Genomic DNA, 21,864 nt, shown 5'->3' with positions numbered 1-21,864 from the left:
GTCATTACAGCCACGATCTATCCCCTCTCCCTGTGGGTGTACAGTCCGGGGACATGGTTGACAGGTGTTCGGGGACATGGTGAACACTTTTTAACATCCTTTACCCATGGTGATCGACTTTTTCTTCAGGTCGATCACCCCCACTTTCGTGCTGTACCACCACACTTCATAGCAGCCGTCCTCCTGCGTCTCCTTCAGCCCGACCCGTTCTCCCCTGAACGCCTTGCCTGCGCCCAGACTGACACCCTCTATGCTCAGCTTTCCGCTGGCATCCACTTTCCTGACCTTCACCCCTTCATCATATTCCGGCGGCGTTACGCTCCCGCTGTACTGCCGGGCAGACGGCTGATACCGCGAGGCCGGTACCGCCATATCCAGCGCCTCATGCGGGCGTTCAAGGTTGTAGACCGTGCGCCAGTGGTCGAAGGCGCGCTGCAGCTCTCCGCTGTCCGCGAACCATTTTCCCTGCAGCACTTCCGACTTCAGGCTGCGGTGAAAACGCTCCAGCTTGCCCTGCGTCTGCGGATGGTAAGGCCGGGAATGGCCCACCCGGATACCGTGACGCATCAGCCACAGCTCCAGCGCCGTCCAGGTGCCGGTGGTGTCGCCCCACGGTGAGCCGTTGTCCATCGTCATCCGGTCCGGCAGGCCGTAGCGTTCAAACACGCTGACCAGCTGCTGCTGCACGGTCTCGCGCCGTTCATCGGTACAGGGCGCCAGGCACAGGGAAAAACGGGAGTGGTCGTCCAGCAGGGTGAGCGGATGGCAGCGGCCACCGCCAAAGGGGAAGTGGCCCTAAAAATCCATCTGCCAGAGGCGGTTCGGCGCGTCGTGTTCGAAGCGGCCCGTGGCCGGAATGCCCGGTGAAACGCCCGGCAGCAGGCCGTGGCGGGCCATCAGGTGATGGACGGTGCTGAAGGCGGGCATGGTGTGCCCCTGGTCTTCAAGCCAGCGCTTAATCTTGCGGGCTCCCCAGCGTTCATGACGGTCATGCGCCATGCGCAGCAGGGCCGTGATGTCGTCTGACGAGCGGTTCGGGGAGTGATGAGGTGCGCGGGAGCGGTCCTGAAGGCCGGATACGCCTTCCTGAGCCCAGCGCTGAAGCCACTTGTAGCCGGTGGCAGGAGAAATGCCGTACTGACGGCAGAGGAAACGGATGTTCGCCCCGTCCTGCGAGGCGAGCAAAACAAACTCGGTACGTAATGACATGGTATCTCTCGCATCCCAGGGCATAAGCAACTCCATAAACGGATTGTTATGCCTCAGTTGTAAGTGTCTACCATGTCCCCGAACAAGTGTTCACTATGTCCCCGGACCGTACAGTGGGAGAGGGTTAGGGTGTGGGCATCAGGCCGTTCGCGCCACCGCATCACGCGATGCCGCATCGCGCTCGTCGCCGGTCAGCTCGCTCAGCCTGCCGTCGCGCATCTCCAGCAGACGGTCGGCGTGAATGAAGTAATGATCGTCGTGGCTGATGGCGAAAATGGTCTTGCCCATCTCCTGCATCAGCGGCAGCAGCACCTGATAAAACTCGCGGCGGAAGTGCGGGTCCTGATCCGCCGCCCACTCATCCAGCAGGATGATGTCGCGCTCTTCCGCCAGCGCCAGCAGCAGCGCCACGCGCTTCTTCTGCCCCTTGGAGAGCTTGAGGTTCAGGATTTTACCGTCCTGAAGCTCCAGCTTGTGCGCCATCTGCAGCTGCGTAAGCCATTTTTCCACCAGCTCAGGATTGGCCTGCTGCCCTTCGGGGCCCAGCAGCTGGTCAAACAGCCAGACATCGGTGAATACCGCTGAGAAAAGCTTGCGGTAATCCTCGGGCTTCTCCGCGCTCAGCGCCTTGCCGTCCAGCAGGATCTCGCCCGACTGCGGCTGGTAAAGTCCGGTGAGCAGCATCGCCAGCGTAGATTTTCCGCTGCCGTTGCCGCCGATGAGGAACAGCAGTTCGCCGCGGTGAATCGTCAGGTTGACCGGCCCCACGGAGAAGGCGTTGTCCTGATAGCGGAACGTCACGTCGCGCAGCTCCAGGGTCTGCCAGTTCGGGAAAGCCTGCGGGCGCGGGAATTCGGCTTTGAACGGCGCGAGATCGAATTTTTTGAGCTTATTGAACGCCACCTGCGCGCTCAGCAAGGTGGGCAATGCGCCGACGGCCGAGAGCAGCGGAGTACGCAGGAACAGCAGCGTCAGCGAGTAGGTCGCCGCCACGTTGGTGTCCGCCCAGCCCAGGCTGTTCGCCATCCAGAACACCAGGCCAATGGCACCCAGCATCATAATGTTGGACCAGTTCACCGCGCTCAGGTGGAAGGTATCGGCGCGAATAATGTGGTGCCGGTATTCACGCGCGTCCGGAATATAGAGGTTATTGAAGATATGCTCGGCACGCTCGCGGTTGAGGGTCAGCTCTTTACGCCCTTCGAGCACCGTCTGGTAATCGTTATAGAGCTTATCTTCCGTTTCGCGCAGGACCGCCATGTGTTTATAGACACGCGACACCAGCACGAAACCGCCCCAGATGGTGATGGCAATCCACACCGCGGTCACCGCCAGCATTTTGGTCGAAAGCCAGGCGAGATACGCCGCCGAGCCAAAGGTCAGGATGATCCCCTGCACCAGCTCCGGCAGGCGGACAAACGCGATGGTAATCGCGCGCACGTCGCTGGTCAGCCCCGCCAGCAGGGAGGCGCTGCCGAGCTGCTCCACGCGCTCAACCTGCGTGTCGAGGATCCGCTTGATGAACTCGCTGCGCAGGCGGAAAACGAAATGGTGGCCGAGCGCGGTCAGCGCCAACTGGGAACCCAGCGTAACCGCCATCAACAGCAGCAGCAGGCCGAGAAACTCCGGCAGGACCGAGAGTGAGGTATCGACCATTTCGATCAGCCGCACGTTGATAAACGCGATCAGGCCAATACCCAGCGCGGCGCTGGCGAGGCTTAAGGCCATTACGGCGATAAAGGGCCAGCGGTACTGACGCCAGACAAGAAGAAGTAGTTGCATGCAGGCAATCCGGACAATAAAAATCAGCCAGCAGTGTAAACTGCCCTGCGCGGACATCAAGAATAATTCTTATTTTTGTTTGCTCAATCCCGCCTGACGGAACGTCAGATTATAGCGGTACTCGCCAGTAAGGGGATGAACCCCGGGCTTCAGGGGCTGAATGCCGTGATAGTACAGCCGTGACTCCCTGCCCCACACCACCACGTCGCCATGCTCCAGCATAATGCGCCTGAGCGGATCGTTGCGGCGCAATCCACCAAACTGGAAGACGGCGGGCAGACCCAACGATACCGAGACGATGGGCGCCCGCAGATCGGGTTCATCTTTGTCCTGATGCAGGGAGAGCTTCGCGCCGACGGCGTAGCGGTTAATCAGGCAGGCATCCGGCCGGAAGTCAGGGTAACCTGCCGCAACGGCAGCCTCGTGACAGAGCGCCTGAAAAGCTGCCGGCATCGGGGGCCACGGCTGGCCGGTGGCGGGATCGTTCGGGGCATACAGATAGCCGCGCGCGTTCGTCGCCCACCCCAGCTCCCCGCAGTTGGCCATGGCTACCGACATGGTGTAGCCGCCCGGCGTCACCATATGGCGAAACGGTGAAACGGCCGTCACCTCTTCTATGCCGGCAAGCAGCGCCTGCGCGCGTGAGAGCGCAAAGCGGCGCAGGATCGTCGCTCCAGGCGCAAGCGGCTCCTGCCAGGGTTCAGCATCCGCAAAAAGATCGAGCATTATCCCTCCCGGCGTTTCGCCTCACGTTTCAGTAATAGTGCTTTTCGCGCCGCCCCCCAGCGATAGCCCGACAGCCCGCCGTCGTTACGAACCACGCGGTGACAGGGGATCACAATCGCCAGCCTGTTTGCCGCGCAGGCTCCGGCGACGGCACGCACCGCGTTGGGCTGGCCAATCGCCTGCGCCACCTGCTGATAGCTGGCTGTTTCCCCGCAGGGGATGTCACGCAGGGCCTGCCAGACCCGCTGCTGAAACGCGGTGCCGCGTATATCCAGCGGCAGCGCCAGCGGCGCCGCGCGGTTATCAATACTGGCAATGACCTGACGGATACGCTGCGCAAAGGCATCTTCCCGTGGAGCAGGCTCCGCGTTTGGAAACAGCGTCGCCAGCTCTTCGGCTAATTCAGTATCGCTGTCGCCCAGCAGTATCGCGCAAATCCCCCGCTCGCTTTCAGCGACCAGACAGCGTCCTAACGAACAGTCGTCAATGGCGTACTGCACCGATACCTCACCTTTGCGGTACTGCTTCGCCGTCATCCCCAGCGCGTCGTTGGCCTTGCGGTAATAGGTGCTGCTGTCGGGAAAACCTGCCGCCAGCACGGCATCGGTAATTTTGTTTCCCTGCGCAAGCGCCGCGCGCAGACGTTGCCCCCGCGCCGCCTGCTGCCAGGCTTTTGGCGTCATCCCGGTGACGGACTTAAACAGCCGGTGGAAATGGAAAGGACTCATGGCGACCTGCTGCGCCAGGCCTTCCAGCGTCAGCGCGGGATCCTGCTCCAGAAGTCGGCAGGCGTGCTCCACTTTCGCCAGCTTCTGCTGCTGCGGATCGCGTTTGTCCGGCATGCAGCGCTTGCACGGGCGAAACCCTGCCTGAATGGCATGCTGAACATCGGGATAAAAGCAGACGTTTTTACGCAGCGCATGACGGGCGCGGCAGGACGGGCGGCAGAAAATCCCCGTCGTCTGCACGGCAAAGACAAACCGATCGTCAGCGCGCGGATCGCGAGCCAGAACAGCCTGCCAGCGATCCTCATCGTTCATGTAGGTTGGATTTTTCATCATCAGCTCCTCTTACAAGCATACCTTTAGCGTGCATGAGCGCCAGTGATAAAAAACCCGCAACCTTGCTTTTTAATTTTTGTCGTTCACCAGGAAGCTGTTGAACTGCGGCGAGCTCCAGGTTTTGAACCCGTCGCCCTCTTTAGTGATCATATAAACCGCCAGCCCTTCCTGACGAACCACCTCTTTGGCTTTTTCCGGGCCGAGAACCATTAAGCCGGTATCCCAGGCATCGGCTTCCAGCGCAGTGGGGGCAATCACGGTCACCGAGACCAGGTTATGCGTGATGGGACGTCCGGTCTGAGGGTCAATAACGTGCGAAATACGCTTCCCGTCGAGTTCGTAATAGTTACGGTAGCTCCCGGACGTGCTGATGCCGTGCCCGTTAATATCCACAATGGCCTGCACGGCGTTTTGCCGGTCGGTCGGTTTTTGAATCGCCACGCGCCACGGTTTACCGCTGGCGTTCATGCCCCGGCTGACTAACGCGCCGCCCACGGAGACCAGGTAGCGCGATATCCCTTCCTGCGTCATCAGCGCGGCAAGGTGATCCGCCGCGTAGCCTTCACCTACCGTCGACAGATCGACAAACAGATCCGGGATGTCTTTCTGCAGATACTGCTGGCCGTACTGGTTGATCACCGTCAGATGCTTTAGCCCTGTCCGGGCGCGGGCATCATCAATGGCCGCCTGGTCGGGTGTGGTATCCGGCTGTTTGTTGGGGCCAAATCCCCAGAGATTGACCAGAGGCCCGACGGTGACGTCCATCGCGCCGTTGGTTTTATATCCCACGCGCATTGATTCGGTGACGATATCGGCCATCGCTTCGCTCACCGGCCACAGGGAGGTACTGGTGGAGAGATTGAAGCGCATCAGCGCCGAGTCATTTTTATAGGTTGAGAGCAGCTGATCGTCGGCATCCAGCTGAGACTGGATTTTACCGCGAAGGTCATCAACGCGGGTTTTATCCAGGCCCATCACGCTGACGCGCCAGAAGGTACCCATCGTTTTGCCTTCGAGAACCGTCGCGGCGGGTGCATCGGCTTTCGCCACGGGCGCGGAATCGTCACACGCGGTCAGGAAAAAAAGCATAGCCAGAAAGCTGGCGCGTAAAAAAGTCATGTCCATTAATTATTATCCTCATGCCAGGGCGGCAAGAGTACACCAAAACGGTTGCATTGTGAGGCCCCAAAAAGGCACAAAAAAGGGGCCATCCGGCCCCTTAGTCACACGATGACGCGATTAGAACTGGTAAACCAGACCCAGCGCGACGATATCATCAGTACCGATACCGGCCTGACGGGTGAACTCATTTTCATCAACCAGGTTGATTTTGTAATCCACGTAGGTGGACATGTTTTTGTTGAAGTAGTAAGTGGCACCCACATCAACATATTTCAGCAGATCCTGATCGCCGTAACCTTCGATGTCTTTACCTTTGGACTGCAGGTAAGCCACGGATGGACGCAGGCCGAAGTCGAACTGGTACTGAGCAACCACTTCGAAGTTCTGCGCTTTGTTAGCAAAGCCGTAAGCGGTAGTCGGGCTGTCGCCGTTAGAAGTACCGAAGCGGGTTGCGTTGTAGGTCTGAGAGTACTGCGCAGCCAGGTAGATGTTGTTGGCATCGTATTTCAGGCCGCCAGAATAGACTTCTGCGTGATCGCCGTTACCATAAACGCCCGGTGCGTTCTGGTCAGCGGTACGTTTGGAGGAGGACATCGCACCACCCACGCTGAAGCCTTCGCCCAGGTTATAGGTTACGGATGCACCGTAGCCGTCGCCGTTCTGTTTCAGCAGGCTGCGTCCACCGACGTTTTCGCCGCTTACGCTACCGTTTTTACCCTGATACTGCAGCGCAAAGTTCAGGCCATCCACCAGACCAAAGAAGTCCTGGTTACGGTAGGTCGCCACGCCGTTAGCACGAGACTGCAGGAAGTTGTCTGAACCGTAGGTATCGCCGCCAAATTCTGGCAGAACGTCAGTCCAGGAAGTTACGTCGTAGATCACGCCGTAGTTACGACCGTAATCGAAAGAACCTGCTTCAGCGAATTTCAGACCGGCAAACGCCACACGCGTCCAGGACTGGTTGTCGCTTTCAGTGGTGTTACCCTGGATCTGGTATTCCCACTGGCCGTAACCGGTCAGCTGATCGTTAACCTGAGTTTCGCCTTTGAAGCCAAGACGCATGTAGGTCTGGTCGCCGTCAGCACCCTTGTCGTCAGAGAAATAGTGCAGACCATCAACTTTGCCGTACAGATCTAATTTGTTGCCATCTTTGTTATAAATTTCGGCCGCATTTGCTGCGCCTGCTACCAGCAGTGCTGGTACCAGGAGGGACAGTACTTTAACTTTCATTTTATTAACCCTCTGTTATATGCCTTATAATTGCCACTGCTTACTGGTTAACCCTCATTAACCAGTCGGCAATTTCATTCTCCGCAAAATTACAGAATAATCCAATGCGAATATGATACGAAAACTTTGAAGATGTTTCATTTATCTATCAACATGTTTCAGGATGTAAATGAAAAGGAACTTTTACAAAGCACAAAAAGCTTAGAAATTTAGCACTTATAATCAAAAAGAAAAAACACCCAATACATATCAGATACTTAAAATAAAAAAACGTTACCGCACTGAATGACAAAACAAGATCGACGCCAGTCTCTAAAATAACTATCGCTATCATCATTAACTTTATTTATTACCGTCATTCAGCTTTGAATGTCTGTTTATCCCTAATTCAACCGGATGCATCGCATTCGGTTTTTTTTTACCCTTCTTTACGTAACTTTTCTTTTTTTGTGCTACCGCACCGTAATTGTAACGACTATTAACTAAATTCACGCCAGCCGCTCTGCATGACGGGAAAATTCGCTCAAAACTTAATTTCTTGTTAATTCGTGCTATTTTCTGACAAAATGCATTTTTTATTTGTACATGCCTTATGTGCTTGTACACATTTAAGGCGCACTTCATCTCTCGCACGGGTCATCGAAAAAGTCGCTTGTTCCAGGACAGTGGCGCTGGAAATTCAGTTATTACCCTTTATACTGCCCTATCGCCACAGAGCACGACCATCACGGGTTAAAGATATCAATGAGTCAGACTGAAACTACCGCCCAGAGCAAATTCTCCCTCCTTCCCGGGAGCATCACCCGTTTCTTTCTTCTTTTGATCGTGGTGCTGTTGGTCACAATGGGCGTGATGGTGCAGAGCGCGGTTAACGCCTGGCTAAAAGATAAAAGTTATCAGGTGGTGGATATTACCCACGCCGTCCATAAGCGCATTGATACCTGGCGCTACGCCACCTGGCAGATTTACGACAACATTGCGGCAGCGCCTGCCAGCTCGTCCGGAGACGGGCTTCAGGAGACGCGGCTGAAGCAGGATGTTTACTATCTCGAAAAACCGCAGCGTAAGACTGAGGCGCTTATCTTTGGCTCTCACGACAGCGCGACCCTTGAGATGACGCAGCGTATTTCGACCTACCTGGATACCCTCTGGGGCGCCGAAACGGTGCCGTGGTCGATGTACTATCTGAACGGTCAGGACAACAGTATGATCCTGATCTCGACCCTGCCGTTGAAGGATCTCTCCTCAGGATTTAAAGAGACGACGGTCGGCAGCATTGTCGACTCCCGCCGGGCAGAAATGCTGCAGCAGGCCAACGCCCTTGATGAACGTGAGAGCTTCTCATCGCTGCGCCGCCTGGCCTGGCAGAATGGTCACTATTTTACCCTGCGTACCACCTTTAACCAGCCGGGACATCTGGCGACGGTCGTGGCCTTCGATTTACCCATTAATGATTTGATCCCGCCGGATATGCCGCTCGACAGCTTCCGTCTGGAGCCCGACAGCAGCACCCAGAACATGCGTGCGGCGTCTGACAAAGAGGCCGCAGAGAGCGTCACCATCTCCTTTAACGGCTCAAAAATTGAAATTGCCTCGTCGCTGAACTCAACCGGCATGCGACTGGTGTGGCAGGTACCGTTCGGCACGCTGCTGCTTGATACCCTGCAAAATATTCTGCTGCCGCTGCTGCTGAATATTGGCCTGCTGGCGCTGGCCCTGTTTGGCTACAGCACCTTCCGTTTCCAGCCGGGACGCCAGAGCGACGCGTCTGCGGTCTCCGCGGGCAACACCAACGAGCTGCGCGTGTTGCGCGCGCTCAATGAAGAGATTGTCTCCGTGCTGCCGCTAGGGGTGTTAGTTCACGATCAGGAAGCGAATCGCACGGTGATGAGCAATAAAATTGCTGACCATCTGCTGCCGCACCTTAACCTGCAGAACATCACCGCCATGGCGGATCAGCACCAGGGGGTTATTCAGGCCACCATTAACAATGAACTGTACGAGATCCGTCAGTTCCGCAGCCAGGTGGCCCCTCGTACGCAAATCTTCATCATTCGCGATCAGGATCGCGAAGTGCTGGTGAATAAAAAGCTCAAGCAGGCGCAAAGGCTGTATGAGAAGAACCAGCAGGGGCGCGCGGCATTTATGCAGAATATTGGCGATGCCTTCAAGCAGCCCTTAAAAACGCTGGCGACCCAGGCGGCGGCGTTAAACACGTCTGAAAGCCACCAGCTCGCCTGCCAGGCCGACTCGCTGGTCCGCATGGTGGATGAGATCCAGCTGGCAAACATGCTGGAGAATGATTTCTGGAAAGGCACCCCTTCTCTCTTCTCCATTCAGGATCTGATCGATGAAGTGGTTCCGGAAGTCCTGCCCGTAATTAAGCGCAAAGGGCTGCAGCTGCTGATCAACAACCATTTACCCGCCAATGACGAACGTCACGGCGACCGCGAGGCGCTGCGTCGTATTCTGCTGATGATTATTCAGTACGCCGTGACCACCACGCAGATCGGCAAGATCACCCTTGAAGTGAGTACCGACGAGTCGGCGGAGGATCGCCTGACGTTCCGTATCCTGGACACCGGGGAAGGCGTCACGGCGAGTGAAATTGATAATCTGCACTTCCCGTTCCTGAATGACACGCAAAGCGATCATTACGGCAAGGCTAACGCCCTGACCTTCTGGCTGTGCGATCAGCTGGCGCGCAAGCTCGGCGGCCATCTGAATATTAAGGCCCGTGAATCGCTCGGCACCCGTTACTCTCTGCACGTGAAAATGGCCGCCAATCCGCAGGAAGAAGATGAAGAACGCCTGCTGGATGACGTCGTGGTGATGGTGGATGTGACCTCAAACGAGATCCGCAATATTGTGGTTCGTCAGCTCGAAAACTGGGGCGCAGCCTGCATCACGCCGGATGAAAGGCTGGCAAGTCAAGAATTTGATCTGTTTTTAACTGATAATCCGTCTAATCTTACTGCCTCGGGCTTGCTTTTAAGCGATGATGAGTCAGGCGTGCGGAAAATCGGCCCTGGCCAGCTGCGCGTCAACTTTAATATTAGCAATGCGATGCAGGAAGCTGTACTACAACTAATAGAAGAGCAGCTGGCGCAGGAAGAAATAACGGAATCCCCGTTAGGCGGCAATGAAAATGCCGAGCTTCACGCCAGCGGATACTATTCCCTCTTTGTTGATACAGTACCAGATGATGTGAAGCGGTTGTATACTGAGTCCGCTGCGAATGATTTTGCAGCGCTGGCACAGACAGCACACCGGCTTAAAGGGGTGTTTGCCATGCTTAATCTGGTTCCCGGCAAGCAGTTATGTGAAACGCTGGAACATCTAATTCGTGAGAAAGATGCCTCTGGCATTGAAAAATACATCAGCGACATTGACGCCTACGTCAAAAGCTTGCTGTAGCAAGGTAGCCTTATACATGAACAATATGAACGTAATTATTGCCGATGACCATCCGATTGTACTGTTCGGTATTCGCAAATCACTTGAACAGATCGAGTGGGTGAATGTAGTCGGTGAATTTGAAGACTCTACAGCACTGATCAATAACCTCCCAAAGCTTGATGCACACGTGCTCATTACCGATCTCTCCATGCCTGGGGATAAATACGGTGATGGGATCACGCTCATCAAATATATTAAACGTCACTTCCCGGACATCTCGATCATTGTTCTGACCATGAACAACAACCCGGCGATCCTGAGCGCCGTGCTGGATCTGGACATCGAAGGGATTGTGCTGAAGCAAGGCGCCCCGACCGATCTGCCAAAAGCGCTGGCTGCGCTGCAGAAAGGCAAGAAGTTCACGCCTGAGAGCGTCTCTCGTCTGCTGGAAAAAATCAGCGCGGGTGGCTACGGTGACAAACGCCTGTCGCCGAAAGAGAGTGAAGTTCTGCGCCTGTTCGCCGAAGGTTTCCTGGTGACCGAAATTGCCAAGAAGCTGAACCGCAGCATTAAAACCATCAGCAGCCAGAAGAAATCCGCAATGATGAAGCTGGGCGTGGACAACGATATTGCCCTGCTGAACTATCTCTCCTCCGTTACGCTGAGCGCATCGGATAAGGATTGATCCGGGACGGGTGTGCGGCCTGATGCCCTCACCCCATCCCTATTCCAAAACATAAAAGGCCCTTTCGGGCCTTTTTTATATTCTGGTTTTTCTCACGCGATCCGCGTAAATCGACAACGTCTGCTTCAGCACGTCCAGCGTCACCGGTTTCGACAGGCAGCTGTCCATGCCCGACTCCAGACAGCGCTGTTTCTCTTCCGCCAGCGCGTTCGCCGTTACGCCCACAACCGGCAGCGTCAGGCCAAGCTGTCGGATGCGCTGCGTCAGACGGTAGCCGTCCATGTTAGGCATGTTGACGTCGCTCAGCACGATATCAATATGATTTTTACTCAGCACATTCAGCGCATCCACGCCGTCATTGGCGGTTTTGCACTGGTAGCCCAGCGATCCTAGCTGGTCAGCCAGCAGGCGGCGGTTAATCGGATGGTCATCCACCACCAGAATCATCATATCGTCATTCACTGACGCCAGACCTTCCGGTGACGGCAGCGCGCCTGCACCGTCGTTCTCTTCCAGCTCGACTTTATAGATACGGGCCAGCAGGCTCAACAGCTCATGCGGCGTTGCGACGCTGTGCACCCATTCCCCCGGCGAACGTTCAACCGGGATGCCAATGTGGCGACGGCAGAAGAGCACCGTTCCTCTCCCCTGCCACGGCTGCTCCGGCATCTCGTCGGTGATGAGCACATCGTCCACGTCCGGCGTCTGGCCTTCATAGCGGCAGACCCTCACGCCGCTATGGCTGAGCAGCGCCGACAGATAGTCATTCAGCGAGGCGTTATTGACCGCCAGCCAGCAGCGCTTATCGCTCAGCCCGTCAACCGTGGCTTTCGCCGGATACTGCGCGGAATAGAGCGGAATACGGATGGTGAACTGGCTGCCCATGCCGGGCTCGGTATCCACCGAGATATCACCGTCCATCATGCTGACGAGCTTCTCGCAAATCGCCAGGCCCAGACCGGTGCCCTGGAAGTTACGCTGCACGCCGGTCCCGACCTGGAAGAACGGGTCGAACAGACGAACCACTTCTTTCGCCGGAATGCCTACCCCCGTGTCGCGCACGCGGATGCTGAGGTAATCTCCCGCCCGGCAGACGTGTAGCACAATGCAGCCGATATCGGTGAATTTGATGGCGTTGCTGAGCAGGTTAGAGATGACCTGCTGCAGACGCATCGGGTCGCCGTGCAGCGTCAGCGGCACGTCCGGTTCGATGAAGCAGTAGAGCCCCAGCTGTTTACGCACCACCAGCGGCAGATAGTTGGCGCTGATGTGGTTCATGACCTCACGCGGCGAAAACTCGCGCGGCTCGATTTTCAGCTGCTCAGACTCAATTTTGGAGAAGTCGAGAATATCGCTGATGATCTTCAGCAGCAGGCTGGAGGAGTTGTTCATCGCCGTTACCAGCCGGTCGACGCCTTTCGGCAACTCCTTCGTCTGCAGCAGATCGAGGTTACCGATAATCCCGTACAGCGGCGTACGCAGCTCGTGGCTGACGGTGGCCAGGAACATGGATTTCGACTGGCTGGCCTGCTCCGCGGCCTGCGCCATCTCCTGCAGCGACTCTTCCATCTTCACGCGCGCGGAGACATCCACCAGCACGCAAATCGCCACGTTTTCATTGCGATAGCGGGAATGGACAAAGCTGATCTGCAGGTTGGTATGGGTGCTGGTGAGCACGTCGACAAAGTTCACCTGCTGGCCGCAGATGATTTGCGTCAGCCTTTGCCGGTCCTCGTGCGTCAGCATGTTCAGGTAGTTGTGCGCCAGCTCGTTACTCAGGATGTTGGTCCCGTCCTGAGTACGCAGAATGCAGATCCCCACCGGAGCAGAAGCGACAATCTTGCGGTTGAACTGCTCGTGCTCCTCCAGACGCTGGGCGTCGCTTTCGGCGGGAATAAAGATTCTCCGCTCATACATGCGCGCCAGCGTAAACAGCGCCCCGCCCACCAGCAGGTTCAGCAGGATCGCATTCATAATAAGAATGCGTATCCGCTCAAGCACCATATCCACCGGCAGCGAGTAAACAATGCTCAGCGACGATGGCGGCAGGCTTTTTTTCAGCACCAGCTCGCGGAAGCCGGAGGTGTAGCCGAACCATGAGCGTTCCTGCATCCAGTGCGGATCGACGTTCAAACTTTTATCCGGCCCGGCGAGGGAGATCAGCTGATGCCCGTTTTCATCCAGAATGGTCACGCCCATCGGCAGGCTGCCCGGCGTAAAGAAGTTTTCCATGCGGATGGTCTGCTCAATCCCCAGCAGCGCCTGCAGGCGATTGCCCAGGTAGACCGGCGTCAGCGCGTAGAAGTAGCCCACGCCCATGCGCGGCCCCTGGCTAATCCAGAAGATGTTGTTCCCGCGCTCGTCCTGCGGCGCATTACGATATTTCACAATACGCTCGTGAAGGCTTTTCAGCGCATCATCGCGCTCGACGGGCACATCGCGCAGGCCGAAGTCGGCCATGCAGAGATTTTCGCTGCCAATCAGGAATACGCGGTTGAGATCGTAGGCGGCGGAGAAATTGTCGCGCCAGTAGCGCATAAACCAGGCGAGGGATTCCAGCGACCCGCGCCAGGTGCTGCTCATGGTGGAGCAATCGGAGTCCGGGAACAGCGGCTGGAAGTCCGGCACTTCGGTTTTGTCATTGCGCCCGCGCAGGGCAAGGATACCGTTTTCCGCCGTCAGCCTGTTTTCGGCAATATACTTCAGCTCCTTCATCACGTCAGACGTTCGCTGAATGTAGCGCTGGGCCTGATCGGAGCTTAAATTAAACTCCTGGCGGATCTCCGCTTCTTTCTGGTGCAGCGCATTGACGATGTAAAACACCGACAGCAAGGCCACCAGCAGCCAAAGCAGGAGCGCCAGCGCCCGGAACAGATAGCGAGAAACTTTCAGCGTGGTACGAAAGGAGACGAGGTATTTCAAAGGGGCGAGGCTCCGCCGTCGGGGTCAAAAGAATGTGGTTAAGGTAGCGGTAAACGCGGCTTGTCGCAACGTTCACGTATCTGCATCTGCAAAAGAAAAGGGCCGGAATCCGGCCCTTTATGCGTCAGAAGAGATTACTCGTCAGCGTCATCCGCTGCGTCGTCGTCGGTCTCCGCTTCCGGTGCGATTTCATCATCACCTTCCGCGACGCTGCCGTCGATGGAGTCGAGCTCTTCGTCGTCCACCGGCTCAGCTACGCGCTGCAGACCCACCACGTTTTCATCTTCCGCCGTACGGATGAGGATCACGCCCTGGGTGTTACGGCCCACCACGCTGATCTCGGATACGCGGGTACGCACCAGCGTACCGGCATCGGTGATCATCATGATCTGGTCGGCATCGTCCACCTGCACCGCGCCCACAACGGACCCGTTGCGCTCGGTAACCTTGATGGAGATAACGCCCTGCGTGCCGCGCGACTTGGTCGGGTATTCGCTTTCCGCCGTACGTTTACCGTAGCCGTTCTGGGTGACGGTCAGGATTGCGCCTTCGCCACGTGGAACGATCAGGGAAACAACGGAGTCTTCACCCGCCAGCTTGATACCGCGTACGCCGGTCGCCGTACGGCCCATTGCGCGCACGGCGTTCTCTTTGAAGCGCACCACTTTACCGGCCGCAGAGAACAGCATCACTTCATCAGAACCGGAGGTCAGATCCACGCCGATCAGCTCGTCGCCTTCGTTCAGGTTCACCGCAATAATACCGGCAGAACGCGGACGGCTGAACTCGGTCAGCGCGGTTTTCTTCACGGTGCCGCTGGCGGTCGCCATAAAGACGTTCACACCCTCTTCGTACTCGCGTACCGGCAGGATGGCGGTGATACGTTCGTTCGCTTCCAGCGGCAGCAGGTTGACGATTGGACGACCACGCGCGCCGCGGCTCGCTTCCGGCAGCTGATAGACCTTCATCCAGTACAGACGACCGCGGCTGGAGAAGCAGAGGATCGTGTCGTGGGTGTTGGCCACCAGCAGGCGGTCAATAAAGTCTTCTTCTTTAATACGTGCCGCAGATTTGCCCTTACCGCCACGACGCTGTGCTTCGTAGTCGGTCAGCGGCTGATACTTCACATAGCCCTGGTGAGACAGGGTAACCACCACGTCTTCGCGGTTGATCAGATCTTCAATGTTGATATCAGAGCTGTTCGCGGTGATTTCAGTGCGGCGCTCGTCGCCGAACTGATCGCGGACCAGCTCCAGCTCTTCGCGGATCACTTCCATCAGGCGCTCGGCGCTGCCCAGGATGTGCAGCAGCTCAGCAATTTGCTCCAGCAGCTCTTTGTACTCGTCGAGCAGTTTTTCATGCTCAAGGCCGGTCAGCTTCTGCAGACGCAGATCCAGAATCGCCTGGGCCTGCTGTTCAGTCAGGTAGTACTGACCGTCACGCACGCCGAATTCAGGCTCCAGCCACTCAGGACGCGCGGCGTCATCGCCCGCACGTTCCAGCATCGCCGCCACGTTGCCCAGATCCCACGGACGCGCAACCAGCGACGCTTTCGCTTCAGCCGGGGTTGGCGCACGACGGATCAGTTCGATGATTGGGTCGATGTTGGCCAGCGCAACCGCCAGCGCTTCAAGGATGTGCGCACGATCGCGCGCTTTGCGCAGTTCGAAGATGGTACGGCGGGTCACCACTTCGCGGCGGTGACGCACGAACGCGCTCAGGATCTCTTTCAGGTTCATGATCTTCGGCTGGCCATGGTGCAGCGCAACCATGTTGATACCGAAGGAGACCTGAAGCTGAGTCTGGGAGTACAGGTTGTTCAGCACAACCTCACCCACCGCGTCGCGCTTGATTTCAATCACGATGCGCATACCGTCTTTGTCAGACTCGTCGCGCAGCGCGCTGATGCCTTCAACGCGTTTCTCTTTTACCAGCTCGGCGATTTTTTCAATCAGACGCGCTTTGTTCACCTGATACGGGATCTCGTGAACAATAATGGTTTCACGGCCGGATTTGGCGTCCGCTTCTACTTCAGCGCGGGCACGGATGTAAATCTTGCCGCGACCGGTGCGGTACGCTTCTTCAATGCCGCGACGACCGTTGATGATCGCCGCCGTCGGGAAGTCCGGGCCCGGGATGTGTTCCATCAGCCCTTCAATGCTGATGTCTTCATCGTCGATATAGGCCAGGCAGCCGTTGATCACTTCCGTGATGTTGTGCGGCGGAATGTTGGTTGCCATACCGACGGCGATACCGGACGAGCCGTTCACCAGCAGGTTAGGGATCTTCGTTGGCATAACGTCAGGAATTTTTTCCGTGCCGTCGTAGTTATCAACGAAATCAACCGTCTCTTTTTCCAGGTCGGCCATCAGCTCATGGGCAATCTTCGCCAGACGGATTTCCGTATAACGCATTGCCGCGGCGGAGTCGCCGTCGATAGAACCAAAGTTACCCTGACCATCTACCAGCATGTAACGCAGCGAGAATGGCTGCGCCATACGGACGATAGTGTCGTACACCGCGGAATCACCATGGGGATGGTATTTACCGATTACGTCACCAACGACACGGGCAGATTTTTTGTAGGCTTTATTCCAGTCATTGCCCAATACGTTCATGGCGTATAGTACGCGACGGTGTACCGGCTTCAGGCCATCGCGGACGTCCGGCAGCGCACGGCCAACAATGACCGACATCGCATAGTCCAGATAGGAGCTCTTCAGCTCTTCCTCGATGTTAACCGGTGTAATTTCTCTCGCAAGGTCGCTCATCTAACCGCTATCCCTCTACTGTATCCCGGATTCAAAGGTCGCAAATTATAACACAGCCGCGGTGATACAGGTAAACCTATACGCTTTATTCACAGGGATTGCCTGATATACTCATTTGTCTTGCTAAATAAGGAGTAAAAGCGCCCATGAATGCCGAAAAATCCCCGGTGGCACACAACGTTGACCACGAAGAGATTGCCAAATTTGAAGCGGTGGCGTCCCGCTGGTGGGATCTCGAAGGTGAGTTCAAACCGCTGCATCGCATTAACCCGCTGCGTCTGGGCTATATCGCGGAGCGTTCCGGCGGTCTGTTCGGTAAAAAAGTGCTCGACGTCGGCTGCGGCGGCGGCATCCTGGCGGAGAGCATGGCGCGCGAAGGGGCCACCGTCACCGGCCTGGACATGGGCTTTGAACCGCTGCAGGTTGCCCGTCTTCATGCGCTGGAGTCCGGTATACAGGTGGAATATGTGCAGGAAACCGTGGAAGAGCACGCGGCAAAACATGCCCACCAGTACGATGTGGTGACCTGCATGGAGATGCTGGAGCACGTTCCCGATCCGCAGTCCGTGGTCAACGCCTGTGCAAAACTGGTGAAGCCGGGCGGCCAGGTCTTCTTCTCGACCATCAACCGCAACGGCAAAGCCTGGCTGATGGCCGTTGTCGGCGCAGAATATGTGCTGCGCATGGTGCCGAAAGGCACGCACGACGTTAAGAAATTTATCAAGCCGGCCGAGCTGTTAAGCTGGGTTGACCAGACGTGGCTGAAAGAGCAGCACATCACCGGCCTGCACTACAATCCTCTGACCGATAAATTCAAACTCGCACCGGGCGTGGATGTTAACTATATGTTGCACACAACCGCCAAAAACGACTAACGTCATTCGTTATTCTTATAAAGATTGCGCGACATCATGTTGCGCAATTCAGACCTCCCGTTGAAGAAATCAGCACTCGATCAAATTTTGAATTTTTTTTCTTAATTATTGACATGTCGTCCAGGCCTTACGGTACGAGGACTTACGCTTTTTTACCCTTTCACAACCTCAATTTAACGTCAAAATCAACCCTTGTGCTGAAAAGATTCGATACTAGAATACTCACCATATAGCGTTTTTCTTATCGCAAACCCCCTATATGTAGTATTTATCCACAGAGTTAGTCACAAGACGGATCTGTGGATAAGCGGGGGATATTTTTTATTTCACGGACAGGTAAAACCCACATGAATCAGAGTCTGCTGGTGACAAAGCGCGACGGTACTACCGAGCGTATCAATCTGGACAAAATCCATCGAGTTCTCGACTGGGCAGCAGAAGGACTGAACAACGTATCTATATCCCAGGTTGAACTGCGTTCTCATATTCAGTTCTACGACGGCATCAAAACGTCTGATATCCACGAAACGATCATTAAAGCAGCGGCTGACCTTATCTCCCGCGAAGCGCCGGATTATCAGTACCTCGCTGCGCGTCTGGCGATTTTCCACCTGCGTAAGAAAGCCTACGGCCAGTTTGAGCCGCCGAAGCTTTACGATCACGTGGTGAAAATGGTCGAGCTGGGCAAATACGACACGCATCTGCTGGAAGACTATACGGAAGAAGAGTTCGAGCAGATGAACGGGTTTATCGATCACTGGCGCGACATGAACTTCTCCTACGCGGCGGTGAAGCAGCTCGAAGGCAAATACCTGGTTCAGAACCGTGTGACCGGTGAGATCTACGAAAGCGCCCAGTTCCTCTATATTCTGGTGGCCGCCTGCCTGTTCTCAAACTACCCGCGCGACACCCGTCTGGACTACGTGAAGCGTTTCTACGATGCGGTATCGACGTTCAAAATTTCTCTGCCAACGCCAATCATGTCTGGCGTGCGCACCCCGACCCGTCAGTTCAGCTCCTGCGTGCTGATCGAGTGCGGTGACAGCCTGGATTCCATCAACGCCACCTCCAGCGCCATCGTGAAATACGTTTCCCAGCGTGCCGGTATCGGCATCAACGCCGGTCGCATCCGCGCGCTGGGCAGCCCGATTCGCGGCGGTGAAGCGTTCCACACCGGCTGTATCCCGTTCTATAAGCACTTCCAGACGGCGGTAAAATCCTGCTCTCAGGGCGGCGTGCGCGGCGGAGCAGCGACCCTGTTCTACCCGATGTGGCACCTGGAAGTGGAAAGCCTGCTGGTACTGAAAAACAACCGCGGCGTGGAAGGCAACCGCGTGCGTCACATGGACTACGGCGTGCAGATCAACAAGCTGATGTACACCCGCCTGCTGAAAGGGGAAGACATCACCCTGTTCAGCCCGTCCGACGTCCCGGGCCTGTACGACGCGTTCTTCGCCGATCAGGACGAGTTCGAGCGTCTGTACACCAAATATGAAAAAGACGACAGCATCCGCAAGCAGCGCCTGAAGGCGGTAGACCTGTTCTCCCTGATGATGCAGGAACGTGCCTCTACTGGCCGTATCTACATCCAGAACGTTGACCACTGCAACACCCACAGCCCGTTTGATCCGGTGGTTGCGCCAGTGCGCCAGTCTAACCTGTGCCTGGAGATCGCCCTGCCGACCAAACCGCTGGAAGACGTGAATGACGAAAACGGCGAAATCGCCCTGTGTACGCTGTCCGCGTTCAACCTGGGTGCGATTAAGAGCCTGGACGAGCTGGAAGAGCTGGCCGTGCTGGCGGTTCGCGCGCTGGATGCCCTGCTGGACTACCAGGATTACCCAATCCCGGCCGCTAAACGCGGTGCGATGGGCCGTCGTACTCTGGGTATCGGCGTGATCAACTTCGCCTACTGGCTGGCGAAAAACGGCAAGCGTTACTCCGACGGCAGCGCTAACAACCTGACGCACCAGACGTTCGAAGCCATTCAGTACTACCTGATGAAAGCTTCTAACGAGCTGGCGAAAGAGCAAGGCGCGTGCCCGTGGTTCAACGAAACCACCTACGCAAAAGGCATTCTGCCGATCGACACCTATAAGAAAGACCTGGATGCGATCGTCAGCGAGCCGCTGCACCTGGACTGGGAAGGCCTGCGCGAGTCCATCAAAACGCACGGTCTGCGTAACTCCACGCTCTCTGCCCTGATGCCGTCCGAGACCTCTTCGCAGATCTCCAACGCCACCAACGGTATTGAGCCACCGCGCGGTCACGTCAGCATCAAAGCATCAAAAGACGGCGTGCTGCGTCAGGTGGTGCCGGATTACGAAACGCTGGGCAACAACTACGAGCTGCTGTGGGAGATGCCAAACAACGACGGCTACCTGCAGCTGGTGGGTATCATGCAGAAGTTTATCGACCAGTCGATCTCTGCCAACACCAACTATGACCCGACGCGCTTCCCGTCCGGCAAGGTACCAATGCAGCAGCTGTTGAAAGACCTGCTGACCGCCTACAAATTTGGCGTGAAAACGCTGTACTATCACAACACCCGTGACGGTGCAGAAGACGCGCAGGACGACCTGGTACCGTCAATTCAGGACGATGGCTGCGAAAGCGGCGCATGTAAGATCTAATGAAGGGCGGGGATATCCCCGCCTTTATTTCGTAAGACAGGACACACTCATGGCATATACCACCTTTTCACAGACGAAAAACGACCAGCTCAAAGAGCCGATGTTCTTCGGCCAGCCGGTCAACGTGGCACGCTACGATCAGCAAAAATACGACATCTTCGAAAAGCTGATTGAAAAGCAACTCTCCTTCTTCTGGCGTCCGGAAGAAGTGGACGTTTCCCGCGACCGTATTGACTACCAGTCGCTGCCGGATCACGAAAAGCATATCTTCATCAGCAACCTGAAGTACCAGACGCTGCTGGACTCCATTCAGGGCCGCAGCCCGAACGTGGCGCTGCTGCCGCTGATCTCCATTCCCGAGCTGGAAACCTGGGTGGAAACCTGGGCGTTCTCCGAGACGATCCACTCCCGCTCTTACACCCACATCATCCGCAACATCGTGAACGATCCGGCGGTGGTGTTTGACGATATCGTTACTAACGAGCAGATCCAGAAGCGCGCGGAAGGCATTGCGCACTACTACGACGAGCTGATCGAGATGACCAGCTACTGGCATCTGCTGGGCGAAGGCACCCACAGCGTGAACGGCAAAACCGTTACCGTGAACCTGCGCGCGCTGAAAAAGCAGCTCTACCTGTGCCTGATGAGCGTTAACGCCCTGGAAGCGATCCGCTTCTACGTGAGCTTCGCCTGCTCCTTCGCCTTTGCCGAGCGCAAGCTGATGGAAGGCAACGCCAAAATCATTCGCCTGATCGCCCGTGATGAAGCCCTGCACCTGACCGGCACCCAGCACATGCTGAACCTGCTGCGCAGCGGTACGGACGACCCGGAGATGGCGGAAATCGCCGAAGAGTGCAAGCAGGAGTGCTATGACCTGTTCGTGCTGGCGGCCCAGCAGGAGAAAGAGTGGGCAGACTACCTGTTCCGCGACGGCTCCATGATTGGCCTGAACAAAGACATCCTGTGCCAGTACGTTGAGTACATTACCAACATCCGCATGCAGGCGGTTGGTCTGGACCTGCCGTTCCAGACGCGCTCTAACCCGATTCCATGGATCAACACCTGGCTGGTGTCCGATAACGTTCAGGTTGCGCCGCAGGAAGTGGAAGTGAGCTCTTATCTGGTCGGTCAGATTGATTCAGAAGTCAACACCGACGACCTGAGCGACTTCCAGCTCTGATGAGCCGCGTAACGCTGAGCCTTTCTGGCACCGAAGTGCTGTGCCAGGAAGAGCACCCTTCCCTGCTGGTGGCGCTTGAAGCGCATCAGGTGGAGGTAGAGTACCAGTGTCGTGAAGGCTATTGCGGCTCCTGCCGCTGCCGTCTGGTCGCAGGCCAGGTGGACTGGCTGACCGAGCCGCTGGCCTTTATCAGTGATGGGGAAATTTTGCCCTGCTGCTGCCGGGCAAAAGGCGATATTGAGATCGAGATGTAAAAAAGGGCCTTACGG

General features: G+C 56.4%; 13 protein-coding genes and 1 pseudogene. 6 read left to right on the top strand and 8 right to left on the bottom strand.

Going from position 1 to position 21,864, the window contains the following annotated elements:
• Window positions 1-4: 4 nt before the first annotated feature.
• The 6 genes and pseudogenes from OSH03_RS07380 to OSH03_RS07355 all read right to left on the bottom strand — a co-directional run bounded on the left by OSH03_RS07380 (window position 5) and on the right by OSH03_RS07355 (window position 7,130).
• Window positions 5-1,233, bottom strand: a pseudogene (locus tag OSH03_RS07380) (IS481 family transposase).
• A gap of 114 nt (window positions 1,234-1,347) precedes the next feature.
• Window positions 1,348-2,991, bottom strand: a complete 1,644-nt coding sequence (locus OSH03_RS07375; RefSeq protein WP_266178703.1) for a multidrug ABC transporter permease/ATP-binding protein — start codon at window positions 2,989-2,991, stop codon at window positions 1,348-1,350.
• Window positions 2,992-3,060: 69 nt separating this feature from the next.
• Window positions 3,061-3,717, bottom strand: coding sequence for a DNA oxidative demethylase AlkB (alkB, locus tag OSH03_RS07370; RefSeq protein WP_061097576.1), 657 nt, complete (start codon window positions 3,715-3,717; stop codon window positions 3,061-3,063).
• Window positions 3,717-4,775, bottom strand: coding sequence for a bifunctional DNA-binding transcriptional regulator/O6-methylguanine-DNA methyltransferase Ada (gene ada, locus OSH03_RS07365; RefSeq protein ID WP_266178918.1), 1,059 nt, complete (start codon window positions 4,773-4,775; stop codon window positions 3,717-3,719). The genes alkB and ada overlap by 1 nt, the downstream gene beginning before the upstream one ends.
• A 72-nt stretch (window positions 4,776-4,847) precedes the next feature.
• Window positions 4,848-5,903 (bottom strand): FAD:protein FMN transferase ApbE, encoded by a 1,056-nt coding sequence (apbE, locus tag OSH03_RS07360; protein ID WP_266178702.1) that lies wholly within the window; start codon window positions 5,901-5,903, stop codon window positions 4,848-4,850.
• A gap of 114 nt (window positions 5,904-6,017) precedes the next feature.
• A complete protein-coding gene (locus tag OSH03_RS07355; RefSeq protein ID WP_061097573.1) occupies window positions 6,018-7,130 on the bottom strand; it encodes a porin OmpC in 1,113 nt (370 codons plus the stop codon).
• A 744-nt stretch (window positions 7,131-7,874) separates the two neighbouring features.
• Here OSH03_RS07355 and rcsD point away from each other — a divergent pair.
• Window positions 7,875-10,547, top strand: coding sequence for a phosphotransferase RcsD (gene rcsD / locus OSH03_RS07350; protein WP_253542825.1), 2,673 nt, complete (start codon window positions 7,875-7,877; stop codon window positions 10,545-10,547).
• A 16-nt stretch (window positions 10,548-10,563) separates the two neighbouring features.
• Entirely contained in the window at window positions 10,564-11,214 is a 651-nt protein-coding gene (gene rcsB, locus OSH03_RS07345; protein WP_006176468.1) for a response regulator transcription factor RcsB, read from the top strand.
• Between the two features lie 75 nt (window positions 11,215-11,289).
• Here the strand turns inward: rcsB and rcsC are convergent, their stop codons facing one another.
• Both rcsC and gyrA read right to left on the bottom strand, forming a co-directional pair.
• A complete protein-coding gene (gene rcsC / locus OSH03_RS07340; protein ID WP_266178701.1) occupies window positions 11,290-14,136 on the bottom strand; it encodes a two-component system sensor histidine kinase RcsC in 2,847 nt (948 codons plus the stop codon).
• A 134-nt stretch (window positions 14,137-14,270) separates the two neighbouring features.
• Window positions 14,271-16,907, bottom strand: a complete 2,637-nt coding sequence (gyrA, locus tag OSH03_RS07335) for a DNA topoisomerase (ATP-hydrolyzing) subunit A (RefSeq protein ID WP_061097570.1) — start codon at window positions 16,905-16,907, stop codon at window positions 14,271-14,273.
• A 146-nt stretch (window positions 16,908-17,053) separates the two neighbouring features.
• Between gyrA and ubiG the strand changes: the two genes are divergently transcribed.
• The 4 genes from ubiG to yfaE all read left to right on the top strand — a co-directional run bounded on the left by ubiG (window position 17,054) and on the right by yfaE (window position 21,849).
• Entirely contained in the window at window positions 17,054-17,782 is a 729-nt protein-coding gene (ubiG, locus tag OSH03_RS07330; protein ID WP_046888293.1) for a bifunctional 2-polyprenyl-6-hydroxyphenol methylase/3-demethylubiquinol 3-O-methyltransferase UbiG, read from the top strand.
• 347 nt (window positions 17,783-18,129) lie between these two features.
• Window positions 18,130-20,415 carry a class 1a ribonucleoside-diphosphate reductase subunit alpha gene (gene nrdA / locus OSH03_RS07325; protein ID WP_061097568.1) on the top strand — a complete coding sequence of 762 codons (2,286 nt, stop codon included), beginning with the start codon at window positions 18,130-18,132 and terminating at the stop codon, window positions 20,413-20,415.
• Between the two features lie 49 nt (window positions 20,416-20,464).
• The gene (gene nrdB / locus OSH03_RS07320) at window positions 20,465-21,595 is read left to right on the top strand and encodes a class Ia ribonucleoside-diphosphate reductase subunit beta (protein WP_041908962.1); all 1,131 of its coding nucleotides are present in this window, start codon (window positions 20,465-20,467) and stop codon (window positions 21,593-21,595) included.
• On the top strand, window positions 21,595-21,849 hold the full coding sequence (gene yfaE / locus OSH03_RS07315) for a class I ribonucleotide reductase maintenance protein YfaE (protein ID WP_061097567.1): 255 nt from the start codon (window positions 21,595-21,597) through the stop codon (window positions 21,847-21,849). The genes nrdB and yfaE overlap by 1 nt, the downstream gene beginning before the upstream one ends.
• The last annotated feature ends 15 nt before the right edge of the window (window positions 21,850-21,864 follow it).

Origin of the sequence: Enterobacter nematophilus, from assembly GCF_026344075.1 — a bacterium.
GTDB lineage: Bacteria > Pseudomonadota > Gammaproteobacteria > Enterobacterales > Enterobacteriaceae > Enterobacter > Enterobacter nematophilus.
The sequence above is the reverse complement of the archived record's forward strand: the minus strand, read 5'-3'. Positions and strand labels throughout refer to the sequence as shown.

Excerpts from the sequence above, each read along its gene's own strand:
- ada (WP_266178918.1), bottom strand. The coding sequence starts at position 4,775 with ATGAAAAATCCAACCTACATGAACGATGAGGATCGCTGGCAGGCTGTT.
- rcsD (WP_253542825.1), top strand. The coding sequence starts at position 7,875 with ATGAGTCAGACTGAAACTACCGCCCAGAGCAAATTCTCCCTCCTTCCC.
- nrdA (WP_061097568.1), top strand. The coding sequence starts at position 18,130 with ATGAATCAGAGTCTGCTGGTGACAAAGCGCGACGGTACTACCGAGCGT.
- ubiG (WP_046888293.1), top strand. The coding sequence starts at position 17,054 with ATGAATGCCGAAAAATCCCCGGTGGCACACAACGTTGACCACGAAGAG.
- apbE (WP_266178702.1), bottom strand. The coding sequence starts at position 5,903 with ATGGACATGACTTTTTTACGCGCCAGCTTTCTGGCTATGCTTTTTTTC.
- gyrA (WP_061097570.1), bottom strand. The coding sequence starts at position 16,907 with ATGAGCGACCTTGCGAGAGAAATTACACCGGTTAACATCGAGGAAGAG.
- nrdB (WP_041908962.1), top strand. The coding sequence starts at position 20,465 with ATGGCATATACCACCTTTTCACAGACGAAAAACGACCAGCTCAAAGAG.
- alkB (WP_061097576.1), bottom strand. The coding sequence starts at position 3,717 with ATGCTCGATCTTTTTGCGGATGCTGAACCCTGGCAGGAGCCGCTTGCG.
- yfaE (WP_061097567.1), top strand. The coding sequence starts at position 21,595 with ATGAGCCGCGTAACGCTGAGCCTTTCTGGCACCGAAGTGCTGTGCCAG.
- OSH03_RS07375 (WP_266178703.1), bottom strand. The coding sequence starts at position 2,991 with ATGCAACTACTTCTTCTTGTCTGGCGTCAGTACCGCTGGCCCTTTATC.
- rcsB (WP_006176468.1), top strand. The coding sequence starts at position 10,564 with ATGAACAATATGAACGTAATTATTGCCGATGACCATCCGATTGTACTG.
- OSH03_RS07355 (WP_061097573.1), bottom strand. The coding sequence starts at position 7,130 with ATGAAAGTTAAAGTACTGTCCCTCCTGGTACCAGCACTGCTGGTAGCA.